Origin of the sequence: Pseudoalteromonas sp. JC28 (genome assembly GCF_013319255.1) — a bacterium.
Taxonomy (GTDB): domain Bacteria; phylum Pseudomonadota; class Gammaproteobacteria; order Enterobacterales; family Alteromonadaceae; genus Pseudoalteromonas.
This window is the reverse complement of record NZ_QOKX01000006.1, coordinates 299020-322719: the sequence shown is the minus strand read 5'-3', so window position 1 is coordinate 322719 and position 23700 is coordinate 299020. Positions and strand designations below refer to the sequence as shown.

20 protein-coding genes and 1 pseudogene are annotated in these 23700 nt (G+C 43.7%); 12 read left to right on the top strand and 9 right to left on the bottom strand.

The window, feature by feature from the left end; genetic code table 11:
• Position 1 precedes the first annotated feature (1 nt).
• A complete protein-coding gene (locus DS891_RS15465; protein WP_174170272.1) occupies positions 2-307 on the bottom strand; it encodes a helix-turn-helix transcriptional regulator in 306 nt (101 codons plus the stop codon).
• Between the two features lie 83 nt (positions 308-390).
• Here DS891_RS15465 and DS891_RS15460 point away from each other — a divergent pair, with 83 nt between their 5' ends.
• The 4 genes from DS891_RS15460 (at position 391) to DS891_RS15445 (ending at position 1978) form a co-directional block, all read left to right on the top strand.
• Positions 391-594 carry a DUF2892 domain-containing protein gene (locus DS891_RS15460; protein ID WP_368032203.1) on the top strand — a complete coding sequence of 68 codons (204 nt, stop codon included), beginning with the start codon at positions 391-393 and terminating at the stop codon, positions 592-594.
• 37 nt (positions 595-631) lie between these two features.
• On the top strand, positions 632-976 hold the full coding sequence (locus DS891_RS15455; protein WP_010606829.1) for a rhodanese-like domain-containing protein: 345 nt from the start codon (positions 632-634) through the stop codon (positions 974-976).
• A 242-nt stretch (positions 977-1218) separates the two neighbouring features.
• Positions 1219-1632: a hypothetical protein gene (locus DS891_RS15450; RefSeq protein WP_102057692.1), complete on the top strand. Its 414-nt coding sequence runs from the start codon at positions 1219-1221 to the stop codon at positions 1630-1632.
• 19 nt (positions 1633-1651) lie between these two features.
• The gene (locus DS891_RS15445; RefSeq protein ID WP_010606831.1) at positions 1652-1978 is read left to right on the top strand and encodes a helix-turn-helix transcriptional regulator; all 327 of its coding nucleotides are present in this window, start codon (positions 1652-1654) and stop codon (positions 1976-1978) included.
• A gap of 69 nt (positions 1979-2047) precedes the next feature.
• Here DS891_RS15445 and DS891_RS15440 read toward each other — a convergent pair whose 3' ends face one another.
• Both DS891_RS15440 and DS891_RS15435 read right to left on the bottom strand, forming a co-directional pair.
• Positions 2048-2674 (bottom strand): OmpA family protein, encoded by a 627-nt coding sequence (locus tag DS891_RS15440; RefSeq protein WP_010378204.1) that lies wholly within the window; start codon positions 2672-2674, stop codon positions 2048-2050.
• An 82-nt stretch (positions 2675-2756) separates the two neighbouring features.
• Positions 2757-3548 (bottom strand): ABC transporter substrate-binding protein, encoded by a 792-nt coding sequence (locus DS891_RS15435; RefSeq protein ID WP_227386768.1) that lies wholly within the window; start codon positions 3546-3548, stop codon positions 2757-2759.
• Positions 3549-3650: 102 nt separating this feature from the next.
• Between DS891_RS15435 and chrA the strand changes: the two genes are divergently transcribed.
• Positions 3651-4781, top strand: coding sequence for a chromate efflux transporter (gene chrA / locus DS891_RS15430; RefSeq protein ID WP_174170270.1), 1131 nt, complete (start codon positions 3651-3653; stop codon positions 4779-4781).
• 24 nt (positions 4782-4805) lie between these two features.
• On the opposite strand, the gene DS891_RS15425 is transcribed toward chrA, so the two are convergent.
• The 4 genes from DS891_RS15425 to speA form a co-directional block, all read right to left on the bottom strand.
• Entirely contained in the window at positions 4806-6035 is a 1230-nt protein-coding gene (locus tag DS891_RS15425; RefSeq protein ID WP_174170269.1) for a mechanosensitive ion channel family protein, read from the bottom strand.
• Complete coding sequence (locus DS891_RS15420; protein ID WP_174170268.1) at positions 6032-6952, bottom strand: acetyltransferase; 921 nt, start codon at positions 6950-6952, stop codon at positions 6032-6034. The genes DS891_RS15425 and DS891_RS15420 overlap by 4 nt, the downstream gene beginning before the upstream one ends.
• Before the next feature lie 15 nt (positions 6953-6967).
• The gene (locus tag DS891_RS15415; protein WP_045964780.1) at positions 6968-7843 is read right to left on the bottom strand and encodes an acyltransferase; all 876 of its coding nucleotides are present in this window, start codon (positions 7841-7843) and stop codon (positions 6968-6970) included.
• 110 nt (positions 7844-7953) lie between these two features.
• Entirely contained in the window at positions 7954-9834 is a 1881-nt protein-coding gene (gene speA / locus DS891_RS15410) for a biosynthetic arginine decarboxylase (protein WP_010606837.1), read from the bottom strand.
• 220 nt (positions 9835-10054) lie between these two features.
• Here speA and speE point away from each other — a divergent pair, with 220 nt between their 5' ends.
• Positions 10055-10915, top strand: coding sequence for a polyamine aminopropyltransferase (speE, locus tag DS891_RS15405; RefSeq protein WP_010606838.1), 861 nt, complete (start codon positions 10055-10057; stop codon positions 10913-10915).
• Between the two features lie 380 nt (positions 10916-11295).
• On the opposite strand, the gene DS891_RS15400 is transcribed toward speE, so the two are convergent.
• Complete coding sequence (locus tag DS891_RS15400) at positions 11296-11439, bottom strand: hypothetical protein (protein ID WP_158299133.1); 144 nt, start codon at positions 11437-11439, stop codon at positions 11296-11298.
• A 537-nt stretch (positions 11440-11976) separates the two neighbouring features.
• Here DS891_RS15400 and DS891_RS15395 point away from each other — a divergent pair.
• A pseudogene (locus DS891_RS15395) lies at positions 11977-12137 on the top strand (tyrosine-type recombinase/integrase); the annotation flags it as partial.
• A 127-nt stretch (positions 12138-12264) separates the two neighbouring features.
• Here DS891_RS15395 and DS891_RS15390 read toward each other — a convergent pair.
• Positions 12265-12873 carry a DUF2057 domain-containing protein gene (locus tag DS891_RS15390; protein WP_174170267.1) on the bottom strand — a complete coding sequence of 203 codons (609 nt, stop codon included), beginning with the start codon at positions 12871-12873 and terminating at the stop codon, positions 12265-12267.
• A gap of 336 nt (positions 12874-13209) precedes the next feature.
• On the opposite strand from DS891_RS15390, the gene DS891_RS15385 reads away from it, so the two are divergent.
• The 5 genes from DS891_RS15385 to DS891_RS15365 all read left to right on the top strand — a co-directional run bounded on the left by DS891_RS15385 (position 13210) and on the right by DS891_RS15365 (position 23693).
• Positions 13210-13581 carry a histidine triad nucleotide-binding protein gene (locus tag DS891_RS15385; protein ID WP_174170266.1) on the top strand — a complete coding sequence of 124 codons (372 nt, stop codon included), beginning with the start codon at positions 13210-13212 and terminating at the stop codon, positions 13579-13581.
• Between the two features lie 228 nt (positions 13582-13809).
• The gene (locus DS891_RS15380) at positions 13810-14466 is read left to right on the top strand and encodes a helix-turn-helix transcriptional regulator (protein ID WP_010606850.1); all 657 of its coding nucleotides are present in this window, start codon (positions 13810-13812) and stop codon (positions 14464-14466) included.
• A 151-nt stretch (positions 14467-14617) separates the two neighbouring features.
• Positions 14618-16777, top strand: coding sequence for an ATP-binding protein (locus DS891_RS15375; protein WP_174170265.1), 2160 nt, complete (start codon positions 14618-14620; stop codon positions 16775-16777).
• A gap of 132 nt (positions 16778-16909) precedes the next feature.
• Complete coding sequence (locus tag DS891_RS15370; protein WP_174170264.1) at positions 16910-20248, top strand: amidohydrolase family protein; 3339 nt, start codon at positions 16910-16912, stop codon at positions 20246-20248.
• A gap of 142 nt (positions 20249-20390) precedes the next feature.
• Positions 20391-23693, top strand: a complete 3303-nt coding sequence (locus DS891_RS15365) for a methyl-accepting chemotaxis protein (RefSeq protein ID WP_174170263.1) — start codon at positions 20391-20393, stop codon at positions 23691-23693.
• Positions 23694-23700: the final 7 nt, after the last annotated feature.

The window sequence follows — 23700 nt, the reverse complement described above, 5'->3', positions numbered from 1 at the left end:
GTTACTCTGCACTTGAGGCGCAGAACAGCTGATATAAACTCTCGAGTAGTACAGCGACTCGGCTATCTTTAACCTGATAATAAATCGTCGCTCCCTCACGCCTAGTCGCCACGATTAGTGCCTTTCTCATGCTGGCTAAATGTTGTGATAAGGCAGACTGCGCTAACGGCACCATTTCGTTAAGCTGGCTAACACTGAGCTCTTGCTTTTGCAATGCACACAAAATCATCAAGCGATTTTTATTCGCCATAAGCTTTAACAAGGCTTCTGCCTGTTCGGCATTTTGCGCCATTTGCTGAAGATCCATGTTGACTCCCAAAAAATAAATGCGCTTAAAGTATAGACACAAACATTAGCAATGTCTAATATTAGAAACACCTAATATTAAAGATGACACTCATTATGACCTTACATCCTCTACTTAGATTAATCGCTGGTGTTATGTTTGCCATTTCTTTACTGCTCACACATTTTGTCAACCCACATTGGGTTTGGTTTAGTGTGTTTATTTGTGTCAATTTAGTGCAGTCTGCTTTTACAAACTGGTGCCCTATGATCGTTATATTGAAGAAACTTGGCATTCAGGAAAGGTGAGTCATAATGAAACCGATAACCCAATAAGGAGCTATATATGCTGATATCTGCCCAAGATGTATTAAAGACAGTCAAGCCTAATCAACGCTGCATTGACGCGGTACAAGCAAAATCAGAGATTGCACAAAACAATGGTCTGGTTATCGACGTGAGAGAGCCGGCTGAACACAGTCAAAAGGCAGCCAACGGCACGGTAAATATCCCAAGAGGATTGCTAGAATTTAAGCTTCCAGAGCTGGAAAAAGACGCAGACAGACCAATTTATTTACACTGTGCCGCTGGTGGCCGTGCTATTTTTGCCGCAGAGCAACTAACTCGTATCGGTTACACCAATGTCAGCGTAATTACCTGCAAAGCTGAAGTGGTGTGTGACACGCTTTAAGCACATTATGACCTTCTTTTTATTGAGGCACTGAGTCACAAAACTTTATTAGGCTCAGTGCTTTTTCTGACTTCCATTTCTTACCCAGCCTTAACATTCGCTATAAAAGTATTTAAATCATTAAGTTAATTAATTTTATAAATCTATTGTCATATGACAGTTTGAGCACTGACGTAAGCTTGTCGGCGTGTTTTAATGGAGCAACAGGCACAGTGGAGACAACAACTTAACGGGAGTTCAATATGTCTGACTTAAAAAAGCTAGAAAGAGCCACCTACAAAGTGTATTTCCAAGATGGAGATCATCAAATTACGTGTTGTGCAAATGCATTAAATTGCACTCAATATGTTTTCGTCGACGATGTTTGCGTTTCTCAAAAACGCCACTTACTCGGTGATAGTACCCATAAATTTACTTATGCAGATCAAGCCTATGAAGCTAGATTTTGTTTAATTAACGGGTTTACTTTTGAAACTGAGTGCCTACTACTCAAAGGAAAAAAAATACTTGGTCGCCAGTCAAGTCCCCCTCTGAACGATCAACTGACCTTAGCCAAGGTCATATTCACTTTTATGGGCTACGGCCTAGTTGCAGGTTTTTGTATATTTACTCTCGCGTACTACTTGGGACGCTGGTACGGCAGCACCGTACTTTAAGTTCGTCAAGGAGGAAATAATGCAAATAAATAATAATACAGTAAAGCTGTTGCGAACCGAAAAGAGTTGGACTCAGCAACATTTAGCAGATGCCTCTGGAGTAAGTCTACGCACAATTCAACGCGTCGAGAGCGACGGGACAGCAAGTAAAGAGACTGTAATGAGTTTGTGTGCGGTGTTTGAAATCTCCCAATCCAAGCTTATTGACTTGGCCGACATGCTCCATAATAAAGAAAACAAAGAAGAAAAAACAGTGAGTTATCATTTATTCTTGTTTACTGCAATCCTATCCCTAAGCGTTGGGGGCGTTATCGGCGCAGGCCTAATTTATCTGATAATTCGATAAATACCTTATTCTTATAGCAGCCGAAATCCATAAAAAGGAGTGCTCAAACATAGCACTCCTTGATTTTTCTTACGCGCGGTTTGGAATAATTTTAATTTCGACTCGGCGATTTTGTGCCTTACCTTGCTCGGTGCTATTGCTCGCGATTGGCTGAGACTCACCCATGCCCTCTGCGTACAAACGCGCAGGTAGTACTTGCTGTGATAATAAATACTGCTTTACGCTATTTGCGCGCTGTTCAGACAAAGTCTGATTGAAGCTCGCTGAACCAGTAGAATCTGTATGTCCGACAATCGTTAAGAATGTCTTATCGTACTGCTGCATCACGCGTGCAATACCTTGAAGTGTATTGTAAAAACCAGGGCTGATAGCTGACTTACCTGTCGCAAAGGTTATGTTTGATGGCAACACTAAGCGCATTTGATCGCCTTCACGAACAACCTCAACACCCGTACCAGCAAGCTCTTGGTTAAAAGCGGCTTCCTGCTTGTCCATATAGTTACCAATCGCGGCACCTGCAATTGCCCCAACCGCAGCACCAATGGCAAGACGCTTATCTTTGTGGTTACCAGTAGCTTTACCTAGCACCGCACCAGTCGCAGCACCAATCGCCGCTCCCTTACCTGTGTTATTCATTTCACATCCAGACAAAGCAACCACAACAGCTGCACCAATTAACATATTTCTTGCAATCATCTTCCCACCTGAGTTCGTTTCAACTTGATTGTCTATATTGTTGCAATAAACAATTAACTCTGGCTGAAGCTTTACTGGTTTTTTAAGGATGAGCAGGGACTAAGTCGCTTATATGCTCAGAAACTGGTGGCAGTTTATATTTTGCAACCACAGCATCAAGCTGCTTTTTTTCAGCCAATTGCTTCATCGTTAAACGAATGGTTTGCGCAAGCTCGGTGCCGCTGAAGCGTTTGCTCATCGCCATATGACCATAAATCGGCTGAGCGTGGTGATAGGAGACTTTTTTTAACTTTTCAATGGGCTGACCAAGCACTTCCATCGCCACCTCCGCGGTGTCTTCCACTGCGATCACAAGGTCAACACGTCCTTTAAGCAATAAATCAAACGCCACTTGCTCACTAAACACAGGGACTTTATTGAGTTGACGGTCCTCATCAAAGCGAGGGTAAAAAACGCCGCCACGCGTCACCGCAATCCGCTTGGTATAAAGATCCGTATATTGTTCCACCCGAATATCGCTGTCTTGCTTAGCATAGAACACAAACGAAGATGTCAGCGCCATGTAGGCGGGTTCGACAAAGTCGATTAACTTTTCTCGTTGAGGCGTACGGATCAAGCCACCCATGACGTCTACTTCACCTTGCGCTATCATCCGCATACAGCGTGAGAAAGGACAGGGAACGGCATTTATTTGATAATCAACACCAGCTTGAGCCTGTACCGTTGCCAATATATCTAAGACTAAACCTTGCACTTCACCATTGTCTTCAATAATGCTATACGGTGGCGCGTGATCAACAGCGACATTGATTTGCTGAGCAAAACAAGAGAAGTTCGCCAACAAAAAAAGTAAACAGGGCGATAAAAAAGTCATTCGCATAATACTTATCCAACTGAGGCGCACCAGCACCAAAAGTCATAAATATGTCATATAAAAATGTGAGGATACAAGGTTAACAATATCACAAGGTACACTATGTTTCTGAAAATATTTTATCAGTTTTTGTTATTAGGATGTACGAGCTTTGGGGGACCTGCAGCCCACCTTGGGTTCTTTAAAAAACACTTTGTCGATAACTTAAAATGGCTGAGTAACGAGCGCTATGCCAGTATGATCAGCCTGTCACAAATACTGCCAGGACCGGGGTCCAGCCAAGTCGGATTCGCGATTGGTTTAGAAAAAGCTGGAATACTAGGAGGGATCGCCGCCTTTTTAGGATTTACGCTACCGTCTTTTTTGCTCATGATCATGCTGGCATTAACCGCTGAGCAGCTTTCGGGCACTGCGTTGAATGTCATTGATGGGTTGAAGTTGTTTGCTGTTGTTATCGTTGCCGATGCGGTACTGAGTATGGCGAAAAGCTTTTGTCAAACCACAGCACTCAAATTCGTCGCATTTTTCGCCACATTCACACTGTTGATGCTGCCGAACTTAAGCGCACAATTGGGTGTGCTTATGACGCTTGTCATCGCGGGTTGCTTTTACTCATTCAGCAATGCGCCAAGTAAACCGAGTCAATCAAAAAGCCAAATTAACTGGTCTGTATTTGCACTCTTTATTGGCCTATTTGCGTTAACCTTTGCCATGCTACCAAATCAACTATTTGCCGAGTTTTATCAGGCAGGTGCTTTGGTTTTTGGTGGTGGTCACGTCGTGCTGCCGCTGCTACAAACCAGTGTCGAGGGGGTCGCGCAAGAAACCTTCTTAACGGCTTATGCTGCCGCGCAAGCCATTCCTGGGCCGATGTTTACCATCGCAAGCTTTTTAGGCGCCGTTGTCGACAATACCCATCCCATTTTGGGCGCAGCGATTGCGACGCTCGCTATTTTCTTGCCGGGCCTACTGTTAATGTGGGCGTTTAACCAACAGTGGCAATCACTTATTGCATTGCCACGGTTTGCAAGTATTAGCGCGGCCTTAAATGCCGGTGTTGTGGGAATTGTAGCCGCTGCGTTTTATCAACCAATTTGGCTTTCTGCGGTGCATAGCTTGCTCGATATCACCGCGGTGGTATTAGGCTTTGCAGCACTAAAATGGCTAAAGCCCGCGATATGGCAGTTGCTTATTGCCTTTATGGTGTTTGGGGTTATCGCAGGAAGTGTGTAGGCCACGCTTGAGTGGCCTTGATGATTATTCTGAAGTTGCGTCTGGTTTGCTACCGGCGCGCACTTTCACGCGGTGTGCGCCAAAGTAATCACTCACGCTTTGATATGGACGTAACCCAAATGCTGGCATTACGCTTAGCATGTAGTCCAAAATATCGGCTTGTAGGTGCTCGTAAAACACCCAGCGTTTATCGCGACTAAAACAGTAAAACTCTAGAGGCAAGCCATGTTGTGTGGGTGCAAGTTCCCTGACCATACATAAACAATCTTGATTGATGGCATCATGCTGCTTCAAGTAGGCCTCTGCATAGCGTCTAAATAAGCCTAAATTGGTGATATCGCTTGGTACATCTTCAAGTTTTTCCAGTAGTGGATATTGCTCGGTTAGCGACGCTCGCTTTTGCTCTGGCAACGGCTCAATGCTAGTAAAATCAATATGGATGGCGCGTTTGATGCGGCGTCCTGCTGACTCTTGCATGGCACGCCAGTTTTTAAATGAATCAGAGATCAACATATAAGTTGGTATGGTGGTGACGGTGTTATCCCAGTTACGTACTCTAACGGTATTTAACCCCAGATCAATCACCTCGCCGTCTGCACCAAATGCGTCAACTTGGATCCAGTCGCCAGTGGTTACCAGTCGGTTGGCTGCTATTTGAATACTCGCAACCAATCCCAAAATCGTATCTTTAAATACCAAAATAATGACTGCCGCGATAGCACCAAAACCGGAAAGAATATAGGTCGGTGATTTATCCACCAAGATACTGACCACCAATATAGAACAAACTATAAATATCAGTAGCTTAATTACTTGAATAATCCCTTGGATCGGCACTTCTTTGGCGAATGGAAAGAGGTTATAAACGCCATTCCCTAAATTGACTAAACTGCTAAATAAAAACCCTGATGCCACCACCAACATAACGTACACCAGTGTTTCCATCACGACAAACACCCAAGCTGGCGCGACAAATAGACGCTCGTGGTAGGCGGAAAAAACCAGTAAACACAATACAAAGGCAAAGCGGCCGCTAAATTTACTTAACTGAGGGGCAAGGTGACCAATTTTACGCGGTGAAATATGGCGCGCGAGGTTTTCTACATTGGGTAGCACTAAACGGCGGATCACCCAATATAAAAACAATAATCCAACCACCGCGACACCATTGGTAAATAAAGCACTGATCACAGTGCCCTGCGGTAACTCTTTTAACCACGGTTGAACGACATCATGAAGGTGATCAAACTTCATAGCTGTTTTAGCTCCTCATTGAGCGTGTCATTTGGCTCAGTCGAATGCAGCCAATGCGCTTCGAGTTGGCAATCTTTGCGTTGCCAAACTTCATTCATAAAAGATTGAAACTGTACACGATAGGCTTTATCGGCTTGATAGTTGCCAAGTGGCACTTTTTCCATCGCGATGTAGTCTATTTTTACATCAATTGCATCCAAGCGTCCAAGCGTAAATGCACGGCAAATATGCTCACCCTCTAACTCATAAGCCAAAGTCGCGTTGAGCATGCCATCAAGTTGCTCAGATAACACTTCAAGGGCAAACGCTACACCACCCGCCTTTGGTTTGAGCAGATGCTTAAACGGACTATTTTGATGCGTATGTTTGGCTTTAGTATGACGAGTACCTTCCACAAAATTAATTACCGTTGTGGGATGATCACGAAAATTGCGACAACTGGCTTTGGTACGCTCTACATCCATCCCTTTAAGCTTAGGGTTTTTGGCGATCTGCGCTTTACTCGCACGTTTCATAAATGGCATGCCCATAGCCCATGCACCAGTACCAATGAAAGGCACGTACTTTAATTCATCTTTTAAGAAAAATTTAGGTGCAGGTAGTACCTCCATGGCACTAAGCACAACGATATCAAGCCAGCTAAGATGATTGGAAATTAATAAATACCACCCTTGAGCGTGTAATTCTTTTGGCAAGGTCACTTGGATTTTGTCGCACGCGATGCGCAAACCAAGGTAATTGCCTTTGCACCACATACCGTAAAAAAAGTGCAGTGCTGTAGAGATAAACTTAACTGGCACAAGCAATTTTATGATGCCAAACAATAGCACCAATAAACCACACACAAAGGTATTCACCAGCAGCCACACACTGGCCGATAGCCCGAGAAACCACTTAGGTAGTATTTGTTTTAACATCACAACATCCTTCTACTACTTTTTATCGGCAAGCTCCACAAGTTGTGCATCTTTGGCTTGCCACAAGGCGTTTAATTCGGATTGGAAACGCACTCTAAATTCGGGATCATTCGTGTAGTCGCCGACCAAGTTTGCACTGACCGGCATTACTTCCACCTGAACATCTACTGACTTCACGTTACCAGCGATAAAGTCTGCAAAAGTTGGTACACCACCGGGATAATGAATGGTGACATTCACCACTTTGCTGATTTGCTCACCCATGGCCTGCATCACAAATGCGATGCCTCCCGCTTTTGGTTTAAGCAGGTGTGTGAATGGGCTTTTCTGCTTACTATGCTTGGATTCGGTGTAACGCGTACCCTCAACGAAGTTTACAATACTCACTGGCATTGTTTTAAACTTTTCGCATGCTTTTCGCGTCGTTTCTATGTCTTTACCACGCAATTTAGGGTTTTTCTTTAATTGCGACTTGCTGGTTCGCGTCATAAAAGGAAAATCGAGCGCCCACCAAGCAAGACCTAGCACGGGTACGTAAAGCAGCTCTTTTTTCAAAAAGAAATTCAAAAACGGGATTTTGCCATGAAGCACTCGCTGCAACACTAAGATATCCACCCAACTTTGGTGATTGGCAATAACCAAGTACCAGTCTTTACGTTTTAGCTCATCCAATCCGCTAACATTGAGCGTATACGGCGCAATGAGGTTTTGGCTCACTGAATTACACGCGACCCAGTTACTTGCGCACGCTTTAGCAATATAGCTCATGGCTTTTTGCAATGGTGGGATGGGCAGGAGCTTAATCAAGCCACAAATAAAGATCGGTATAAACCAAAATATAGTGTTAACGGCGTACAGCAAGATGCTGATCACTTTACGAATAAACGACATTCATTCCCTCATCGTGTTTTACGGCAGAGCTGTATCATACCTTGAAAATCACACACAATTAAGCCGACCAGTTGGTCGGCTATAATTTATTCCATTTCACTATTTGAAAATCAATCTTCGAAGTAAGTATAACCTTCAAGTCCAGCGTTTAACTCTTGTAGATACTGAGCTTTAATTGACTCTGGCAACGACAAGGCCGCGACTTGCTGTGCGTAGTTCTCAGATAGCACCGCTTTGTCATAATGAACAAAGCGCAGTACATCTTCAACACTGTCGCCCTTGATTGCATTAGTGAGTTTATAACCCTCATCACAAAGCTCAACGTGTACTGAGTCAGTGTCACCAAATAAGTTATGTAAATCACCCAATATTTCTTGATAGGCTCCCACCAAGAACATTGCAACGTGATATTGCTCTCCCGGCACATACTCAGGAATGGGTAAACTTGACTCGATACCCGCGCCCTCAACATAACTGTTGATTTGACCGTCCGAATCACAGGTAATGTCCTGAATAATCGCTCTTTGCGTCAACGGCTGATTGAGTTTGTCGATAGGCATCACCGGAAATAGCTGGTCAATACCCCAAACATCCGGCAGTGATTGGAACAACGAGAAGTTCACAAACAGTTTATCAGCCAGCTTTTCATTGAGGTCGTCTAGTACTTCTCGGTGTGCTCTCGCATTCTCATTTAAGCACTCACGCACTTTATGAAGTGTCGTGAAGTAAAGCTGCTCAAGCTGCGCCCACTCTTGCATGCTGATCAAACCATGCACGTATTGGTCGTGTGCATCGCTGAACAAGTGCATAGCGTCATGATAAGTTTCTAAAGCCATGCGAGGGGTTAATTGTGACAACGAATGCCATAACTCTTGCAACACCAATGGGCTGGTATCTTGTGGTTGCACCGGTTCGACTTGATTCGGCGCTTTTTCTACGTCGATCACATCCGTGATAAGCATCGCGTGATGGGCAGTTAATGCTCGGCCAGATTCAGTAATAATATCCGGATGCGGAATGTTATTGAGCTCCGCAATATCATGAAAAGCATGCACCACATTTTTCGCGTATTCCGCCACCGTATAATTCATTGAACATGAACTACGAGAACCTGAGCCTTCATAATCCACTCCTAGGCCACCGCCAACATCAACGATACGCAGCGGAACACCTAGTTGGTATAGCTCAGCATAGTGACGCGCACACTCTTTAAGCGCACGTTGAATATCGCGAATATTGGCAACTTGCGAGCCGATATGGAAATGTACCAACTGCATTAAGTGCAAACGATTATGCGACTTAAGTAGCTCAACCGCTTGCAGCACTTGGCTAGCAGTAAGACCAAACTTGCCTTTTTCACCACCGGTATTTTGCCACTTGCCCTTACCAACTGAATTAAGACGAATACGAATACCAATCGACGGTTCAATGCCTAAATCGTCGATTTCCTGTAATAAGGTATCTAGTTCAGAGAGCTTTTCAACGACTATGTTTACTTGATGACCCATCGCTTGACCAATACAAGCTAAGCGCAAGAACTCACTGTCTTTGTAGCCGTTACAGACAATGGTAATAGGTTGGTGTGCCACACCCAAAATTGCCATCAACTCAGGCTTAGAACCGGCTTCAAGGCCAACAAGACCGCTTGGATGAGCCAATAACTTACTGACAACCGAGCGCTGCTGATTCACTTTTATTGGGTAAACACAAGTGTACTGGCCTTGGTAATCACGTTGAGTTCGTGCAGCAGTAAATGCTTGAGTCAAGGTATCGACACGATGTTTTAAAATGTCGGTAAAACGCACCAAAACCGGCAAAGTTAGCCCCTGCGCTTTAAATTGCTCAGTTAACTCTGGAAGAAGAATTGGTGGCTTAGTGCGATCACCATCAGGAAACGCCACTAACTGGCCCTGTTCATTGATATCAAAATAGCCGTCACTCCAGTGAGTAACGTTATAGATAGAACGTGCTGTTTGCAGACCCCAAGTCATTGCTGCTCTCAATTAATTCTTTATAAAGCTTCATTCTAATACGCGAGGCTAGTCAATGCGACCTAAAGTTGCGTTTTCATTAGCTTACAAACCTTATAAATAGCCCATGCTTGATTAGGACTAATATGAGGCAAAGTACAAAATGTTGACTAAAATTGATTGAGCAAAGGCGCAAGCACTGGCAAAATTGCCTTAATTTTTATCAAGTGTGAACACAATCATGGCAAACTTAGAAGCAAACCGTTGGTTTACAGAAATTAGCGACCGCGATGGCAGCGCTTTTTCACTTAGAGTCAACAAAAAATTAGACGAAATCCAATCACCATTTCAAAAAGTAGAAATGTTTGAAACGACGGATTTTGGTAACCTGATGATCATTGACGGTTGCACTATGGTGAGCACGCGTGAAAACTTTTTCTATCACGAAATGATGAGTCACCCGGCGCTATTCTCGCACCCTGCACCTAAAAATGTTGTGATCATTGGTGGCGGCGACTGTGGCACATTGCGTGAAGTACTAAAGCACCCTGGCGTTGAAAAAGTAACTCAGATTGATATCGACGAAGTTGTGACGCAAATGTCTTTGAAATACTTCCCTGAGCTTTGTGAGTCTAATAACGATCCTCGTGCAACTGTGATGTTTGATGATGGCATCAAATATATGCGTGAAGCCGAAGCAGAGTCTATCGACGTTATCATCGTTGATGGCACCGATCCTGTTGGCCCTGGTGAAGGTTTATTCAATCACGCATTCTACAAGAGCTGTTTAGCAGCGCTTCGTACTGGTGGTATCATGATCCAGCAAAGTGAATCACCTCTGATGCACATGCCATTGCTACTAGAAATGCGCGATGCAATGTTGGAAGTAGGCTTTGTTGATCTGCAAACCCTGCCTTTCCCACAGCCAATCTACCCAAGCGGCCTGTGGTCAGCAACAATGGCGCGTAAAGATGAAAAGTTTGCCGGATTCCGCGAGCAAGACGTTGACAACGCAACATTTGATACTGAGTACTACAACACAGGTATTCATAAAGGTGCATTAGCAACACCTAACTTTATGAAGCGTGCTTTCGAAAAGTAGGCCGAATCAAAACATAAACTCAATTGTTAAAGTGTAGTGGCTCATATCTGACTCTACAGCCTTGATGATTAAGTTAATACTTCACCTGACCTGCAGTTATGAGCGAACAATAGACGTTCGCTCTAGCTCGCACGGATAAAAACGTTTTAGGTCGTCGGCTGTACTAGGCGAATTTCGCATAAAAATTTCTATGGGCTAACGCCGCCAGCACACGCGGCTTTGTAGTGAAGGTGAAGCCGCAACAGAAAAGCCGTCGCTGTGCCTGACCTTGTTATGACTACTTCGCTCGCTTGATGACACATGTTCCAGACCTAATAACGACATTGGTAGCTCGTTTTGCCATAACTGCTCAAATATATCTTTTTGCAAAGGCAACAACTTTAGAGCGCCTTGCCCAGAGATGAGCCAATAATTACTCCAAAACTCATGATAAGAGCTGCCGCAACAAATGCCGCTAACACAATCAGGCCAGTTTTCTGGGCTTTTGGTACTGAGCTCCACCAATTTTTAATTTCATTAATCATAAATCTTCCTTAAAACAACCGCACGCGAAGTTACTTAGCCATAACGTTTTAGTATTTATGTGACACGCAATTTGTGTTGCATAATCGCTTGTTGAACTGAGCCGCTACCTGCTCGGTGTAACAGAGTTGGTGTTGTTTATGCTATAGCTTACTTAGAAAAAATAGGCTTTTTGGAGGCTCTCACTTTCCTAGCTAGTGTTATGTAAGCTTTCCCTGCATTGCTCAGCGCTTATTATGTATTCATTACACCTAAATTTGCCTTAATAAGCAATTATATTTTTTACGCGTACAAAGACCTCTAGCCTGAACAATTAAGCAGGTTAACTCATTGATTGTAAAAAGCTATCTAGCTGCCACCTCGTTCGTTCTACTTTGGCCGTTGTTGCATCTAACTTGAATACGCCAATTAGCCGCAAGATACCTGCTCGACAATGCTGACAAGGCCAATGTGGTATCAGCGTCACGCTTTCTTCTGTCTTTGGCCTCTCCACTTTACCTGTGTGTGATTCTTGTGACTTTATTAATGCTAACTTTCGCTTGCGACATGAATTGGCTACTCATTTACTACAAAGTGGTGCAGATATCAGAACCGTGCAATCTAAATTTGGTCATTCCGATGTGAGACAACGCAAATATATACTCATGTTTTACAGCAAGACGCAAACGGAGTTGTTAGCCCTTTGAGCAAAATTTTCTAGCTTGTTTTGGGGCAAAAACGAGTTACGCCTGCGGGTTCGCTTCTGACACATACACAACGGTCATATTTGATTGAGCCCCGTTAATAAAGACTAACAGGTCAAATTAAGACTTATTCAGATAAAGGGCTTAATTGCCCTTTATTTTTTCTAAAAACAACCGTTTTTGTTCTGGGGTTGCCTGTTGCCACCAATAGTCCAACATGCCAACCACATCTGGGTGTGCTGACTTAGGCGCCGCTGGCGTTACGGCTCTTGTGGTGGTGCTTGGCGTTGAATAACGAGGTGCTGTGGATGTTGAGGGCTCACTTGCTATCGCTGTCGCTACTCTTGGTCTTTCTTGCGTCACCACCAATGTTGTCGCTAACGATTCATTGGGTGCTTGCAACATAATCAACGGCTGATCTGCAAATGCCTTTGCCGCAACCACATTGTCAGGTCGGTTAAATTCAACCTCATACTCGCCGTCTTGATCGATACTTACTTTTGCCCAAAATGGCTTCGACTCTATGGTTTCGTGGTCGTCATAGCCCACTTCATACAAATCGGTATAACGCATTTTGACCGCATACTCCCCTTTTGCTAAGTCCAGCTCTCGTACTTTGGAGAAGAATGAGTGTTCAATGGTTTTATCATCAACTTGCAAGGGAATAATTTCTTCAGGAAAACTTAGCAACGCAGCCTGTGAAAGCGGTGACAACAGTAAAACAGCGGTCGCAAGCGTATATTTTAAGCGCATCTATTCACTCCTTCGTGAGTACCAAATCATTTTATACCAATTGTATTAAGTAAATGAGCTATTTTGAAGCGGGGAAATAGCTTTAGTAGCAAGGCAAAAATTTTGCTATTTAGTTGTTCTAAATGAGAAATTTTTAACGAAGCTAATATGATATTTCACCCTTCAAATTGATTGAAGAATTAATTCAATTGGTATTACTTTCATGAGATTACTGCATACCTGCGTATATCTCTACCCTTTTAATTGGTGCACTTTAGAATAACGCATCAAATCTATTGAGTCTCTTTGAGAGTTAGCTATGCTAGAGCAATTCAATATGGCAGATAAGGAAGGACCATGAGTTCAGAAACTATTTTTACCAAAATTATTAATCGAGAGATCCCAGCAGACATCATTTACGAAGATGAACAAGCACTCGCGTTTAGAGACATTAATCCACAAGCGCCATTTCACGTCTTGGTTATTCCTAAAACAGCAATTGCGACCATCAATGACGTGACGGAAGAGAATGCTCATCTTGTTGGTCATTTATATGTTGTTGCCGCCAAATTAGCGAAAGAGCACGGCTTTGCGGAAGATGGATATCGCGTGGTGATGAACTGTAATGATCACGGTGGTCAAACCGTATATCACCTTCATCTACATGTATTAGCTGGAAAAGAAATGGGCTGGCCGCCTTATCAAAATACGAAAAAAGTACCAGTTTAGATTATTCTCTGTTAAGCAATGTAAATAAGTAAGTTATTAACAGCAATTGTTAAAAGCTTACTTATTTCAACAAATTACATTTAAATACATATTCTGTACATAATTTCGATTTATTATTTCACTTTGTTATATAGCGGATTTCTCTATCTTGTACTAAAAATTCTAATACAAAAGGTCTGAATCCCATGTTAGCATTGAGAAATCGGAAAAATTAGAGTGTGTCCAAAAATGAGCAGTAGTGCTTTTTTGTTATTAGATAAAGAACCGGTTAACACCATTGGTATCAATGTGTTACAACCTTTGTTAAAAACCCAAGGGTTGGATGTTACTATCGGAACTGATATCTCAGATGTGCCTGAAGGCACTCGATTACTTTTCATCGAAACCGCAGTGAACGATTCTTGGGGTCAATTAAAAGAACAACTAGTCAACCTCAAAGTTAAATGCGATATCGTGCTATTCAACTTAGATGAAAACCCGGAGCTTGCCAATCGTGCGCTGCTAAGCGGTATTCGTGGTGTATTTTACACGACAGACAACGCCGACGTGCTAATGAAAGGGATCCGTTTGTTGCTTGAAGATCAACTGTGGTATCGCCGTGACGTGATGTGTAATGTGTTAAATCGCATGTTGCAATTTAATAAAGATGCATTACATAAACTAACCGAAGGTGATATCGAACCTGTTAAGCTCACTAAGCGAGAAAAAGCAATTATCGCGCTAATGAGTAAAGGCGCGAAAAACAAAGAGATCGCTGAAGAGCTAAATATCAGTCCACATACGGTGAAAACGCATCTGTACAGTGCATTTCGTAAGACCAAATGTCGTAACCGTATCGAACTCCTTTCATGGGCTCAGCAGAATATTCCTGACGAAATTCGCTAAGCTTCATATGTCTTTAACCTGCTGACGCAAGTCAGCGGGGGAAGACAGCGCTGACATCGTGATATCGAAGCTTCTGTTTCATACGGGCTTTACTGCCTCAACGAATACCTCTATGCTAAGTTTTTTCGCAACAAGAAGCAGTTTTAGGTAAATGCTCGACCCAAAAACCCTCTACCTAACCAGCCTCGTCATGACGGCAATGATGGCACTCCTTACCTTTTTAACGTGGCGAGCGAATAAAAGCACTCCCGGAACGCTGCTCTATATTTTTTACCCTCTGGTTTTGCTTTGTGCGATTTCTTCCTTTGCACTACACGGCTATTTTGACAATTGGGAAACTATTCCCATTGCTAATACCTTGCTATTCACGGCCTCCATCATCCACTGTATGGCGATAAGGCAGTTTTTAGGGGTTAAAGGCCCATCCTTTAAAGTGTTTCTCGGCGTTACAGCAGGGCTTTTCATTTTGTTGATGTACAGCAGTATTTTCTCTCCTAGCCTGAGAGACAGGATCCTTATCTCAGACTTACAACACTTAGCTGAAGCGACACTCCTGCTCTATTTCTTTATCCGCTTCGCACGAAATAAATACCCTAACGGCAGCATAGTCTATATCACCATTCTACTTATTATATTGGTGATATTTACCGGCAGAACCCTATTAATGGGAGAAGTGACGCATTTCACGCTTTTCAAAGAGAACTGGTTTACCATCACTATTTTCTTCAATGGCGTCCTTGCTCCCATTTTTTATGCAACAGGCATGGCGCTGTTATGTAACGAGCAAAGAGAACAAAACCTTAATAAACTTGCATTAAAGGCACAACAAGACCTTGAGCTGCGCGGTATGTTTTTATCAACGATCAGTCATGAGATACGAACTCCGCTTAACGGTATCTTGGGCAGCGCCCAACTTGTACTGGGACGCACCAGAGATAGTCGCAACAAGGCCTACTGTGAGGCTATCGTAAACTCTGCAGAGTCGCTAAATTTACTGATTGATAAAGTACTAGACTACGCCAGTTTGGAGCAAAGTGATGAAGCCTTGTACGAAGAGGATGTTGAGCTTAGAAGTTGGCTACAAAACCTTTGCTTATTGCTAAGCCCGCTTGCAGAGCAAAAGAGACTACACTTTGAACTGGTGTACGAACTGCCCGATCAGGTGTGCTATTACTTTGACCAACAAAAGCTGAGGCAAATTCTTATTAACCTTGTTGGTAATGCCATTAAGTTCACCGACAAAGGGGAAGTAAAGCTCAAAGTTGAGATTTTAAAAGACCAACAAATTGAGCATAAAGTGCGCTTTAGTATCACGGACTCAGGGCCAGGTATTGATAGTGAAGATATTAATAAGCTGACCGAGCCATACGTACAAAGTAGTGCAGGTAAAGTTAAGGGTGGTACGGGCTTGGGGCTTGCCATTACCAGTCGCCTACTCAACCGTCTGAATTCGCAGCTAGATATTCAAAGCGAGCTTAACAAAGGCAGTACATTCAGTTTTGATTTACTACTAAACATTGGTGAACTGAGCTTAGTAGAGCAGCGCCCGCAGCACGATAACTGTATCACCGGTCTGAAAGTACTGTTGGTAGAAGACCTGGATCTCAACCAAAAAATCGCTATTGAGTTTATGGCAGAAGATGAGCATAAGGTTAAATTGGCAACCAATGGTAAAAGCGCCATCGAGATGCTAATACAGCACCATTTCGATGTGGTGTTGTTAGACATGAACTTACCCGATCTTTCCGGGCAAGAAGTATTAAAGCAGCTACAAAATTGTGAGCATAAAAACAAACGAACCCCTTTCCTAGCCTTTACCGCAAGCCTCAGCCCTGATGAGGTTAAAGAATACTTGGCACTCGGCATTCGCGATATTGTTGGCAAACCGATAAAGCAAGAAAAATTACGCCAAGCGCTTAGCGAGTCTCAGTCTCCCAAAAAAGCCAATGTCAGCGTCGAGTTGCCCGATATCCTATACGATGAAACGGCTGTAAATGCCCTAAAGTCTGGATTTAGTGAAGATGAAGTCTCTTCGATTTACAACGAGTTTGTGTTGTCGGCTCGTAATAAACTCATCCATATTCAGCAGCTATTAGAGCAAGACGAAGATCAATGTATTAGACAGCTTCATCGTCAAGCCAGCACCGCGTTACAACTCGGGTTTAACCGCTATGGTTCAAATTTGAAAAAAGCAGAGCGCCGCTTATTGGATGGCAAATCCTGCCATGATGAACTCACAGAAGCCATGACGCTATGGCAAGACAGTCTCGCTGCATATCTCCACTTTGTTCGTAAAGAGGCGATAGGTTAAGCGTCATTAAACGCATGTTGTTCGACATCATAATAAAACTTGTTCATGCTTAGTAAGCATGTACATTAACGCTAATTTAACCGAGGCAAACTGCTCGCCTTGGGCAATAACTATAAAATTAAGGGAACATCTATGTCATTTTTTAAATCACCATTAGCCATTGCTATTGGTGCTGCTGTGATTGGTTTGGCTCAGCCAGCCAGCGCTGATGATGCCGTTACAGCCACGCAAAAAGAAGAGAAGTCAACCAAAGGCTGGGATGTGCTCAACCCACCAGGTGAAAAGCAAACCATCACCATCGATACCAACGAAACCACATGGAGTAACTTAGATGTTAGCCCTGATGGTAAAAGCATCGTCTTTGATATGCTTGGCGACCTTTACATCATGCCAATTGGCGGTGGTAAAGCAACAGCCTTAACATCCGACATGGGCTGGAACATTCAACCTAAGTTTTCGCCTGATGGCAAGCACATCGCATTTATCTCCGATCGCGCAGGTGGCGATAACCTGTGGGTGATGGACGTAGATGGCAAAAACCTGCGTCAGGTATCAAAAGAAGTGAATAATATTGTTCACAACCCTGCATGGTCGCCTGATGGTCAATACATTGCAGTTAAGCAAGGTCAAGTAACGGGGCGTACCATTCCAGGTGGCTCTATTCGTATGTATCACATCAGCGGCGGTAAAGGCGTGTTGGTTCGCGAGCGTCTACATGGTGCAAAATCGCAAAAGAACGTTGCAGAGCCCGCTTTTTCTCACGATGGCAAGAAAATCTATTACTCAGTTGATGCGACCTCTGGCGTGCGCTGGGAATATAACAAAAACTCGCTCGACGCTGTATTCGAAATTCGTAGTTGGGATTTAGCAACCGGTGAAGAAGAGACAGTGATCCGTGGTGCTGGCGGTGCTATTCGTCCAACCGTCAGTCCTGATGGTAAATCTATTGCGTTTGTTAAACGCGAAGATAACGGCAACGAAATGATCGGTTCCTTATATATTAAAGATTTACACTCTGGCGTCGAAACTCGTGTTTATGCCGGCCTTGATCGCGATTTACAAGAAGCCAATGGCGCACATGGTAACACACCTTCTTTTGCTTACACGCCGGATGGTAAATCCCTCGTTTTTTGGGCGAAAGGGGTATTCAACCGCGTCAATATCGCATCGCACGAGGTCAACGTCATCCCTACTCGCGTTGTCGCTGAAAAACAAATCACACCGGCGCTACGCTTTGCGGTAGATGTCGCGCCTGACACTTTTAAAGTCAAACTTGCACGCTGGTCTCAAATTTCTCCTGATGGTGAAACTGCACTATTCCAAGCGCTTGGCTACCTTTACGTAAAAGACATTGCGTCAGGCAAAGTAAAACGCCTCACTAAGCAAACCGACCACTTTGAGTTCTACCCAAGCTACTCTCGCGATGGCAAGTCTATCGTTTACACAACTTGGAGTGATAAAGACTTAGGCGCAATACGTGTTGTGTCTGCAAACGGTGGTAAAGGTAAAGTGATCACCCAAGAACCTGGTCACTATATCTCACCTAGCTTTTCACCAAATGGCAAAAACGTGCTATTTAAAAAGGTAACCGGTGGCTACTTGCTAAGCGGTGACTGGTCAATGCATCCAGGGATTTATCTAGTTAATGCCAACGGCGGTGAAGCAAAACGCATCATTAAACGCGGCGACAATCCGCACTTTGGAGCCGACTCTGAGCGCATTTACTTCTCCACCATGAGTGATGAAACACATCGCGAACTAAAAAGTGTTAACCTCAATGGTCAAGAAGAACGTGGCCACTTCAAAGGTGATTACGTCTTTGACTTTAAGGTCTCTCCAAATGGCCAATATGTTGCATTTATCGAGCATTTCAATACGTTTGTTGCACCTTTTACCAGTACAGGTAAGACCTTATCCATTAACAAGGGTGAGAAAGCTTTCCCAGTTAAGCAAGTGTCAAAGTACTCTGGTGATTTCCTAAATTGGAAAGCGGACAGCAGCGCGCTAACTTGGGCATTTGGTCCCACACTTTATCAGCGCAAACTGACTGACACTTTCGCTTTCGTCGATGGTGCATCTGACAACACCGACGAGCTAACCGCTGAAGGTATCGACTTGAGTTTTGAGCAAAAAGCAGATAAGCCTGAAGGTATGATTGCGTTAGTCGGCGGTAAAGTAGTGACTATGCGTAACGCTGAGAACGAACAAGAAATCATCGACAATGGTGTGATCCTAATCAAAGAGAATCGCATCGTTGCAGTCGGTAAGCAAGGTGAGCTAGACGTTCCTAGCACAGCTAAAGTAATGGATATTAGCGGTAAAACCGTGATCCCAGGCCTTATCGATGCCCACGCACATGGCAGTTACGGTAGCTATAACCTACAGCCACAGCAAAACTGGAATCAGTATTCTAATCTTAGCTTTGGTGTAACGACTATCCATGATCCATCAAATAACTCTGCCGAGGTATTTTCTATGGCAGAACTACAAAGAACGGGTTTAACGGTCGCGCCACGTACCTATTCTGTTGGACGTATTTTATATGCTGGTCACGCGCCGGGTTATAAAACACCAATCAGTAACCTTGAAGACGCAGAGTTCCACGTTAAACGCCTAAAAGACGCTGGCGCTATTTCAGTGAAGAGTTACAACCACCCTCGCCGTGAGACACGTCAGCAAGTATTGGAAGCGGCGAAGAACATGGAAATCATGGTTGTGCCTGAAGGTGGTTCAAAATTCCAACACAACATGAACATGATAGTCGATGGTCATACTGGTGTTGAACATGCCCTACCGATACCGAATATTTACTCTGATATCGAACAAATGTGGGGACAAACAAATGTTGGCTTTACACCAACTTTCGTTGTTGCCTATGGCGGTATCTCTGGCGAAGAATACTGGTATCAACACACTAATGTGTGGGAAAACGAGCGCTTAATGAGCTTCGTTCCTGAGTATGTGGTAAAGCCAAGATCAATTCGTCCAAGCAAAGCACCTGAACGTCACTATAACCATATCAATGTCGCCAAAACCGCAAAACAGCTTCGCGATAAGGGTGTGACTGTGCACATTGGTGCTCACGGCCAGCGTGAAGGTCTAGCTGCACATTGGGAATTATGGTCTATGGCACAAGGCGGATTTACACCTTGGCAGGCGCTTCGCAGCGGTACAATCGACGGTGCAAGATATCTAGGTATGGACCGTGACCTCGGTACGATCGAACAGGGAAAACTCGCCGATCTTGCCATCATAGATGGTGATGTGCTGTCTAACATCCGTGATTCAGAGAAAGTTGCCTACACCGTGATCAATGGCCGTATCTACGATGCGGCCACCATGAATGAAATCGGCAACTATGACAATAAACGTCAGCCTTTCTTCTTTGAAAATGGCGCACAAACCCAAATGCATCCAGCAACTGCTGAGTATATGGAAGAAAAGGCCCATACCTATCATTGGAAACACTAATACGTAGCACGATTGAAGCGTGAAACGTTAAGTTTACAAGCCCGGCTATCTAGATAGCCGGGTTTTTTATTTTTTGTCTAGATCTTAATCAATACTGTTCTATGCTGTTATAGGTACTTCCATAGCAACAAGGAATTAGGTTATGTCTGGGTTTTCGCAATTTTTTAACTCTCTTAATTTAACTAAAAAGCTGATTTTTGCATTTCTAATCGTCGCGCTCGTGCCGTTGATAGTAATTATTTCCATCGCACTTAATACCGCATCGAATGCCATGACAGCGCAAGTATATTCACAACTTGGTGCCGTTAGTGAGATTAAAAAAAGCGCGGTTAATCGTTACTTTAAGACCGTTGATGATAAACTCGATGCCTTTACGGCAAACCCATTACTTCCTGTGATTGCACAAGAGTTTATTACCAGCTTTCCTAGCGCTCAGGCCGATATTAACTATGCCAAATTATCTCGATTTTATGATGAAGTGTTCGTACCTAAATTCAATCAAGAAAACCCCGAAGATACGAGCACGGCAAGGCTAATTGGTAACATTTCAGAGTCTGGGCTTGCGCTGCAAGCACGTTACTTAGCAAGCAACCCCTACCCAGTTGGCGAAAAATACAAATTTATTGAAACCGGTCACTTAGATAGTTATGACCTTGCTCACCGCAGTTACCATCCATATATGCTTAACATCGCCGACATTTATGAGTTTTACGATATCTTTATCATTGACCCAAGTAATGGAAATATTGTCTATTCTGTATTTAAAGAGGTTGATTTTGCTACGTCACTAGAAACGGGTCCTTATGCCAATAGTAATCTAGCTTCTCTTTATCAAGAACTGAAGGACTCAACGGATCCAACAATCAGCGCTTTCGCAGACTACAAACAATACCTCCCCTCCTATAATGCACCCGCTAGTTTTATTGCCAAACCTATCGTGGTGAATGGCCAAACCGTTGCAATTGTAGCTGCACAGCTATCTATTGATGCCATCAATGCCATTATGACCGAGCGAGAAGGCTTGGGAGAAAGTGGTGAAACCTACCTAGTTGGCCCTGAGGGCCTGATGCGTTCAGACTCATTCTTAGATCCACAACATCATTCCGTGGTGAATTCATTTCGATACCCTGAACGCGGCAAGGTAGCCACCCTTGCAGTCTCTCAAGCATTAAATAATCAATCTGGACAACAGGTTATTGAAGACTACAACGGCGAAGCCGTGTTATCTGCCTATACACCAGTGGAAGTCTTTAATACGCGCTGGGCACTGCTTGCCGAAATTGACGAAGCGGAAGCGTTTGCTTCTATCACCTCGCTCTCTCAATACCTGATGATTATTTTAGCGGTCACTATAGTATTAGTACTGATCGTCGCCTACTGGTTCTCAAAAACACTTACCAAACCTGTTCACGAGTTGGTAGAAACCATGAAATCAGTTGAACAGGAAGGTAACTTTTCATTGCGTGCCCCCATTCGTAGTCATGATGAAATAGGTAACAGTGCACAGGCATTCAACTCACTACTAGATGCCTTACAGCTTTCTATTACAGAGGCTAATCGCGTCATGAATCAAATGGCCTCGGGCAAGTTTGACGACCGCATCAAAGTACCGTGTCGGGGCGAGCTTGAAACCCTAAAAGAAGCCACTAACCATTGTGCTAATACGTTAAGTCGAGCGATTTCTGAGCTCAACGAAATTTCCATTGATATGGCAAATGGTCGCTTCGATACCAAACTTAATGCCCCCATGTCTGGCGATTTAGACAAGCTCAAAAATAATATTAACGATTCTTTGGCATCGATTAATTCGACTATGAACGGTATTGTTCATGTGATGACCAATATTGAGCAAGGTAACTTTAAGGAACAAGTCACCGTGCCCGCTAAAGGAAAATTAGCGCAACTTAAAGATTCGGTAAATAATTCCGTACGCAGCCTTAGCAGTGCGATTGACGGTATCAGCACGATTATGTCTGCACTACGCCAAGGCGACTTTTCTGCGCAACTCGATGCCCCTCTCGCAGGCCAATTAGATACCTTAAAACAAGATATCAACTCCAGCATGGCAAACCTAGACAGAGTAATGAAAGAAATAGGCACTGTGATGGCTGGCGTCAGCAACGGCGACTTTAAACAACAAGTGGATGTGGTAGCAACGGGCCAGCTCGCGCAACTTAAAGATAATATCAATGCTTCTGTGACCGCCGTTGATGTTGCTATCTCGGAAATTTCTACGGTGATGATGGCTATTAGCCATGGTCGATTCGACCGCACCATTCAATCTGCGATGTCTGGCCAGCTTGATAATCTCAAAGGTGATATCAACCGTTCAGTCGAGAACCTCAATCAGGTCATCGAAGAACTCGGCAGCGTAATGGGCGCAATGTCCGAAGGAGACTTTAGTCAAAAAATAGAGTTGCCACTACAAGGTCAGCTGCAACAGCTTAAAGAGAATGTAAATGACTCGACCTTACAGGTCTCTGGGGCAATCTCCGAAGTGAGCAGCGTGTTGGCCAACGTTGCTCAGGGTGACTTAAGTAATCAAGTAAATGGTGAATATTTTGGTGTGTTTAAGTCTTTGCAAAATGACACCAATACCACAATTAAAAAACTCACCAGTGTAATCGAAGGGATCCAAGCCGCTGCAAATTATGTTGCTCAAAGTGCCGGAGAAATAGCGGCGAGTAACACTGAAATCAGTCAACGCACAGAAGAGCAAGCAGCAAACTTAGAAGAAGCCAGTGCCAGCACTGGTAATATGTTAGATGAACTCACTAAGGTTTCAAACCAATCTGGTGATGCCGTAGGACTGGCAACAAACGCAGAAAACATAGCCAAAGAAGGAGGCAGTTTATCTGCCCAAACCGTAGCTGCAATAATTGAAGTGAACAAAGCCAGTAAAGACATTAATGAGATTGTATCGGTGATTGATGGACTTGCGTTTCAAACCAACCTGCTGGCACTCAATGCTGCCGTTGAAGCGGCACGAGCGGGAGAAAATGGCCGTGGCTTTGCAGTCGTTGCAAACGAAGTACGAGAGCTGGCAGGGCGTAGCGCCGCCTCTGCAAAGCAAATCAAAGAAATTATCTCAAACAGTAATCAGAAGGTAGAGCAAGGGACTGAACTTGCCAATAGTTCCGGTGAAAAGCTGCAACAAATCGTTGGTGCCGTGAGTGATGTAAATAACAACATCATTAAAATCAATGAGTCAACTTCAATGCAGCAGCAAGCCATTAAAGAAGTGGATTTGGTGGTGCAAAGGCTGACAGATCTTATTCAAGAAAACTCTGCAATTACCGAAGAAACGATGGCAGCAGCGAGACAAATGGCCGAGCAAGCCCATGAAATGCGCTCCCAATTGAGCTATTTCCGTTTATCAAAAAATGATTACAGCGCCACAGGTAGAGAAGGTGAATTGCTTGTGCATCAATATAATGCATCTTAGGGCCAGT